The sequence below is a fragment of the Burkholderia sp. Tr-20355 genome (assembly GCF_017104685.1).
Lineage (GTDB): Bacteria > Pseudomonadota > Gammaproteobacteria > Burkholderiales > Burkholderiaceae > Burkholderia > Burkholderia seminalis.
The window spans coordinates 1-6851 of record NZ_JAAGPK010000263.1 but is presented as its reverse complement, the minus strand read 5'-3'; the positions used below and the strand labels follow the sequence as shown (position 1 = coordinate 6851).

Below are 6851 nucleotides of genomic sequence, written 5' to 3'. Positions count from 1 at the left end.
ACGGCAAGCTGACGTTCGACCGGCTGTCGTCGGTGTTCATCTCGAACACGAACCACGAGGAGAACCAGCCGGCGCACCTGACGCTGAAGGATGCGAGCGTGCCGGTGAACGTGAACCTGCGCACGTACGCGGGACCGGAGGGGCGTTTCTGTCCGGCGGCGGTGTACGAGTTCGTGAAGAACGACGACGGCAGCGATCGCCTCGTGATCAACGCGCAGAACTGCGTGCACTGCAAGACCTGCGACATCAAGGACCCGACGCAGAACATCGTGTGGGTCACGCCCGAGGGCGGCGGCGGGCCGAATTACCCGAACATGTAATCCGCCACGACGCGCCGCCGCGAGCAGCGCGTTTTTGTCGGTCGCCACGAACGAAACGGGGCGCTGCCTGAAGCAGCGCCCCGTTTTGCCTTCCCTGCGCGTTCGCGAGGCGCGCCGCGCCCCGCCCGCTTGTGTCAGGTCGCGCTACCGGCGATCTTCGGCGTCGACGTCTCGACGTCGCCGCATTGTGCGCGATGGCGCAGCGCGTGATCGATCAACACCAGTGCGAGCATCGACTCGGCGATCGGCGTCGCACGAATGCCGACGCACGGATCGTGACGGCCGAACGTTTCCACCGTCGCCTCGTCGCCTGCCTTCGTGATCGAACGACGCGGCGTGCGGATGCTCGACGTCGGCTTGATCGCGATCGACACGGTGATGTCCTGCCCCGTCGAAATCCCGCCGAGCACGCCGCCCGCATGGTTGCCGACGAAACCACCTGGCGTCAACTCGTCGCCGTGCGCGGAGCCGCGCTGCGCGACGCTGTCGAAGCCCGCCCCGATCTCGACGCCCTTCACCGCGTTGATGCTCATCATCGCCTTCGCGATATCGGCATCGAGACGGTCGAACACGGGCTCGCCCCAGCCGACCGGCACGCCCGACGCGACGACGTCGATGCGCGCACCGATCGAATCGCCCTCCTTGCGCAGCGCATCCATGTACGCCTCGAGCTCCGGCACGACCGCCGCATTCGGCGAGAAAAACGGATTCTCGCGCACGTGCGACCAGTCGACGAACGGCACGTCGATCTCGCCGAGGCTGCTCATGTAGCCGCGCACTTCGACGCCGAAGCGCTCGCGCAGCCACTTCTTCGCCACGGCACCCGCGCCGACGAGCGGCGCGGTCAGCCGCGCGGACGAGCGGCCGCCGCCGCGGTAGTCGCGGATGCCGTACTTCTGCCAGTACGTGTAATCGGCATGGCCGGGACGGAACGTCTCGACGATGTTGCCGTAGTCCTTGCTGCGCTGGTCGGTGTTGCGGATCAGCAGCGCGATCGGCGTGCCGGTCGTCACGCCTTCGAACACGCCCGACAGGATCTCGACCTCGTCGGCCTCCTGCCGTTGCGTCACGTGCCGCGACGTGCCGGGCTTACGGCGGTCGAGCTCGAGCTGGATGTCGGCTTCGGTCAGCCCCATTCCCGGCGGGCAGCCGTCGATCACGCAGCCGATCGCGGGACCGTGCGATTCGCCGAAGGTCGTGACAGTGAAAAGCGTGCCGAGAGTATTGCCGGACATGATGGAACCGCCCAAAGATAAATGGGCAAACCGATGCGCTGCCGTGCCGCGGGCAGATCGATCGTTTGCCGGTCGAGAAAAAGAGGTAAACCGCTATTATGCCAGCCGTCCCGGAACCGCGGGACGCGTGACACGCCGGTCAGGGCGCACGGTACGTGCCGGTGCGGCCCGATGGGGGCGGCCGGCAGCCCGTTCCACCCGGACAGCAGCCGCATGCCGGCACGGCGCCGGCCGGCGCCCGCCTACTTCCGCGCGCCGCGCAGCTCGGTCACCGCCGCCTGCAGCGACTCGGGCGTCGCGACCGACGCCGGGACCGGCTCGCCGACTGCCAGCGTGAGCCGGCTCATCACGCCGCGCTTGATGGGGCGCGGCATCCGCGCATCGGAATGCCGCGAGAAATAGCTGCCCCACAGCCCGCGCAGCGCCATCGGGATGACCGGTGCCGGGGTGCGGCTCAGGATCTCGGTGATGCCGTGGTGGAACGTGTTGATGTCGCCCGTCTTGGTCAGCTTGCCCTCGGGGAAGATGCACACGAGCTCGCCGTCCTTCAACGCGGCCTCGCACAGGTCGTACGCGCGCGCGAGCATCGCCGGATCCTCGTGGCGCGGCGCGATCGGGATCGCCTTCGCATGCCGGAACACCCAGCTCGCGAAGCGCGTCTTGAAGATCCGGTGATCCATCACGAAACGGATCGGGCGCGGGCTCGCGGCCGCCAGCACGAGCGCATCGACGTAGCTGACGTGGTTGCACACGAGCACGGCCGCGCCTTCCGCCGGGATCCGCTCCGCGTGCACGAGGCGGATCCGGTAGAAGGTGTGCACGAGCACCCACGCGACGAAACGCAGCAGGAACTCGGGCACGAGCAGGTAGATGTACGTCGCGACGATCACGTTCAGCAGCGCGGTGGCGAGGAACAGCCCCGGGATGTCGACACCGGCCTTGGTCAGCCCCATCGCCATCACGGCCGACAGGATCATGAACAGCGCGTTCAGGATGTTGTTCGCGGCGATGATCCGTGCGCGGTGCGTCGGCGCGCTGCGGCTCTGGATCAGCGCGTACAGCGGCACGCTGTAGAAGCCGCCGAACATCGCGAGCAGGAACAGGTCGGCGAGGATGCGCCAGTGCCGCGCGCCGGCCAGGAATTCGCCGACCGACAGCAGATGGCCCGGCGACGGCAGCGCGCGGCTCGCGAAATACAGCTCGATCGCGAACACGCTGATGCCGATCGAGCCGAGCGGCACGAGACCGATCTCGACGCGCCGCTGCGACAGCCGCTCGCACAGCAGCGAGCCGAGGCCGATGCCGACCGAGAACGTCGCGAGCAGGATCGTGACGACGTCGGGGCTCGCGGACAGCACGTCCTTCGCGAAATTGAAGAACGACGTGAGGAAGGTCGCGCCGACGAACCACAGCCACGAGATGCCGAGCAGGCTGAGGAACACGGTGCGATTCTGGCGCGCCAGCCCGAGGTTGCGCCACGTTTCGCTGACCGGATTCCAGTTGATCACGAGATCGGGCTGCGGCGCCGGCGTCGACGGCACGCGCTGCGCGACGAGGCGCCCCGCGAGCGCGATCACGACGACGCTCACCGCGAGCACGCGTTCGCCGGCGCCTTCGATGCCGGCGGCCGCGCCGCCGATGATCGTGCCGATCAGGATCGCGATGAACGTGCCCATTTCGACGAGGCCGTTGCCGCCGACCAGCTCATGCTCGCCGAGATGCTGCGGCAGGTACGAATACTTGACGGGCCCGAACAGCGTCGAGTGCATCCCCATCATGAACGTGCACAGATACAGCAGCGTCGCGCTGTGCGTGACGAAGCCGGCGGCACCGACGAGCATCAGCACGATCTCGAAGGTCTTCACGAAGCGCGTGAGGGTCGCCTTGTCGTACTTGTCGGCAATCTGGCCGGACGTCGCCGAGAACAGCACGAACGGCAGGATGAAGATCGCGGAAATCAGGAACGCGGCCGTCTTGGCGTCGACGCCGGCGAACCGCGCGGTGTGATAGGTGACGAGCGACGTGAAGCCGATCTTGAAGACGTTGTCGTTCAGCGCACCGAGGAACTGGGTCGTGAAGAACGGGGCGAAACGGCGCTCGCGCAGCAGGTCGAACTGCGACGCGTGGGCACGCCGTTCGTCGCGCCGCTCCGAAGTGGCTTGCGTGTGATCGCTCATGCGGAATACGCGCGCGTCGTCTCGGCGAAGCTGCGCGGGCCTCGTGTTGTCGTTGAAAAAAAGGCGGCGCAGGACAAGCCTGCGCCGCCGCATGCCGGATGGCGGCGCCCATGCATCGAGGTGCCGGGCGCGGCGCGGTTCACGGCTTGTGCGCTTCGGCTTCCGATTCCGGCCAGTCGCGGATGTACGCCTTCAGCATCCGGTTCTCGAAGCTCTGCGCCTCGACGACCGTCTTCGCGACGTCGTAGAACGAAATGACGCCCATCAACACCTTCTTGTCGAGCACCGGCATGTAGCGTGCGTGACGCTCGAGCATCATCCGGCGCACTTCGTTGACGTCGGTTTCCGGCGTACACGTGAGCGGCTCGTCCATCACCTTGCGCACCTGGACGTCGCCGATCGCGCCGCCGTTCACGTGCAGGCGCAGGATGATCTCGCGGAACGTCAGCATCCCGACGAGATCGCCGTACTCCATCACGACGAGCGAACCGATATCGTGTTCGGCCATCGTATCGACCGCTTCGCGCAGCGGCTTATCGGGCGTCACCGTAAACAGCGTGTTGCCCTTCACTTTCAGAATATCGCTGACGCGCATCGTAGTCCCCTCATGCTTGAATGCAAAATCTCTTTCGATCCTATCGGAAAGCCTGTCAAAAGGAAAGCGCGGCCCCGGCGCGGCGGCCCCGCCCCCGCTTGCGGACATGGGCCGCCCGCCGCACAATGAAGCCATCGACAGCGGCCCGAGGAGGCAGCGATGGCGCATACGCATTCGGAGCAGTTCGCCCGCTTCGCCGATTTCTACCCGTATTACCTGAACGAACACCAGAACCTGACGTCGCGCCGGCTGCACTTCATCGGCTCGCTCGGCGTGATCGGCTGCGTCGCGATGGCGATCGCGACCGGCAACTGGCTGTGGCTGCCGGCGGCGATCGTCTGCGGCTACGGCTTCGCGTGGGTCGGGCACTTCTTCTTCGAGAAGAACCGCCCGGCCACGTTCCGGCACCCGATCTACAGCCTGATGGGCGACTGGGTGATGTTCAAGGACATCTGCACCGGCAAGATCCCGCTGTAGCCCGCCGGCCCCGCCGTCACGCGGGCCGCGGCGGCCGCGCGTGCGGGTCGGGCACGGCGCCTGGCGCCTGCCCGGCGTTCCCCGCCGGCTGCGCGCCCGCGAGCCGGTGCGCGGCGATCAGCGTCGCAAGCGACACGTCGAAGCGATCGCTCGACAGCACCGCGAGCAGGGCCGCGCCCTCGACGTGGCTGCGCCGCCGCTCCAGCTGGTAGGTCAGCTCCGCGCGGTCGATCACCAGCACGTCGAACAGTTGCGCGAGCGTCAGCTGCTCGGGGTTCGCGAGCATGATGTAGCGCGGCGTGGTCTCGGCGCCGCCGTCGAGCCGCGCGATCCACTCCCGCTCCTCCATCGTCGTCAGCAGCCGCTGCGCGGTTTCCATGTCGCAGCGCAACATGGTCGCGAGCCGCATCGCCGTATAGCCGCGCTTGCCGGCCGCACGCGCCTCCGCCAGCCGCGCGAGCAGCTCGAGCGCGTCGAGCAGGTCGCTGCCCGGATAGTGGATGCGGTGGAACTGGCCGACGCGGATCGCCGGCAGCGCGGACGCCACCATCGCCCCGAGCAGCGCGATGAACCAGCTCAGGTACACCCACAGCAGGAACACCGGCAGCGCCGCGAACGCGCCGTAGACGGCCGTATAGGTCGGAATGCGCCGCACGTAGTAGCCGAAGCCGCGCTTGGCCAGCTCGAACGCGACGGCCGCGAACAGCCCGCCGATCACCGCGTCGCGCCAGGCGACCGTACAGTTCGGCAGGTACACGTACAGCAGCGTGAACGCGAGCACCGTCAGCGGCAGCGACGCGAGCGCGAGCAGCCATTCGACGATCGACGTGGTCGGCGCCGCGCCGGTGAACGCGAGCGACTGCGTGAACAGGTACGACGAGATTGACAGGCTCACGCCGAACAGCAAGGGCCCGAGCGTGATCAGCGCCCAGTACGCGAGCACGCGCTGCGCGAACGGCCGCGGCTTGCGTACCCGCCAGATCAGGTTGAACGCCGATTCGATCGTCATCATCGTCATCACCGACGTGACGACCAGCACGATCAGGCCGGCCGTGGTCAGCCCCTTGGCCTTCGACGCGAACTGGTTCAGGTACTTGAAGATCTGGATGTTGAACTGCGCGGGCATCAGGTGATCCGCGAGGAACCCCTGCAGCGAGATCTGGAACGACGCGAACATCGGGAACGCGGTGAACAGCGCGAACGCGACCGTCACGAGCGGCACGAGGGCCAGCATCGTCGTGAAGGTCAGGCTGCCCGCCACTTGCGGGATGCGATCCTCGGCGCTGCGCCGGGCCGCGAACTGCGCGAGGCGCTTGAGGGTGTCGAGATCGACGCTCAACTTCGGCAAACGGCTTCTCCTTCTTGATGCCGCGCGCCTCTCGGCGCGCCGCCGCCGCGCTGCGCGACGGCTTCAGCCCCTATAATAGCCGCTCGATTCCAGCAGGGGCCGACTGCACCGGGCGCGCGCGCGGCCGCATGCGGCTCCGTCGCCCATGAAAGACATCCTCGTCCTCTATTACAGCCGTCACGGCGCCACGCGCGATCTCGCGCTCGCGATCGCGAACGGCATCGACAGCGTGCCGGGCATGCAGGCGCGCATCCGCACCGTGCCGCCCGTGTCGACCGTCTGCGAAACCACCGCCCCCGACATCCCCGCCGACGGCCCGCCGTACGCGGAACTGCGCGACCTCGAGGAGTGCGCGGGCCTCGCGCTCGGCTCGCCGACGCGCTTCGGCAACATGGCCGCGGCACTCAAGTATTTCCTCGACGGCACGACGCCGCAATGGCTGTCGGGGGCGCTGACCGGCAAGCCGGCGAGCGTATTCACGTCGACGGGCAGCCTGCACGGCGGCCAGGAATCGACGCTGCTGTCGATGATGCTGCCGCTGCTGCATCACGGGATGATGATCGTCGGGATCCCGTACACCGAATCGGCGCTCAGCACGACGCGCACCGGCGGCACGCCGTACGGCGCGTCGCATGTCGCGCAGCACGACCGTAGCGCGCCCGGCGGGCTGTCCGCGGACGAAAAGGCGCTCGCCGCCGA

At 67.8% G+C, this 6851-nt stretch carries 7 protein-coding genes; 3 read left to right on the top strand and 4 right to left on the bottom strand.

Features of this window, described 5'->3' with window-relative positions:
- Positions 1 to 320 (top strand): 4Fe-4S dicluster domain-containing protein (locus G3N62_RS33585; protein ID WP_206141340.1); only part of this gene is annotated, 320 nt, incomplete at its 5' end.
- 134 nt (positions 321 to 454) lie between these two features.
- On the opposite strand, the gene aroC is transcribed toward G3N62_RS33585, so the two are convergent.
- The 3 genes from aroC to G3N62_RS33570 all read right to left on the bottom strand — a co-directional run bounded on the left by aroC (position 455) and on the right by G3N62_RS33570 (position 4327).
- Positions 455 to 1555, bottom strand: coding sequence for a chorismate synthase (gene aroC / locus G3N62_RS33580; RefSeq protein ID WP_034191153.1), 1101 nt, complete (start codon positions 1553 to 1555; stop codon positions 455 to 457).
- Between the two features lie 242 nt (positions 1556 to 1797).
- Positions 1798 to 3732, bottom strand: a complete 1935-nt coding sequence (locus G3N62_RS33575; RefSeq protein ID WP_034191154.1) for an MFS transporter — start codon at positions 3730 to 3732, stop codon at positions 1798 to 1800.
- Between the two features lie 139 nt (positions 3733 to 3871).
- Positions 3872 to 4327 (bottom strand): CBS domain-containing protein, encoded by a 456-nt coding sequence (locus tag G3N62_RS33570; RefSeq protein ID WP_006488504.1) that lies wholly within the window; start codon positions 4325 to 4327, stop codon positions 3872 to 3874.
- Positions 4328 to 4486: 159 nt separating this feature from the next.
- On the opposite strand from G3N62_RS33570, the gene G3N62_RS33565 reads away from it, so the two are divergent.
- Positions 4487 to 4804: an Mpo1-like protein gene (locus G3N62_RS33565; RefSeq protein ID WP_034191155.1), complete on the top strand. Its 318-nt coding sequence runs from the start codon at positions 4487 to 4489 to the stop codon at positions 4802 to 4804.
- Between the two features lie 16 nt (positions 4805 to 4820).
- On the opposite strand, the gene G3N62_RS33560 is transcribed toward G3N62_RS33565, so the two are convergent.
- Positions 4821 to 6152, bottom strand: a complete 1332-nt coding sequence (locus tag G3N62_RS33560) for a YihY family inner membrane protein (protein WP_034191156.1) — start codon at positions 6150 to 6152, stop codon at positions 4821 to 4823.
- Positions 6153 to 6297: 145 nt separating this feature from the next.
- Between G3N62_RS33560 and wrbA the strand changes: the two genes are divergently transcribed.
- A partial coding sequence (gene wrbA / locus G3N62_RS33555) for an NAD(P)H:quinone oxidoreductase (RefSeq protein WP_206141461.1) occupies positions 6298 to 6851 on the top strand: 554 nt, incomplete at its 3' end.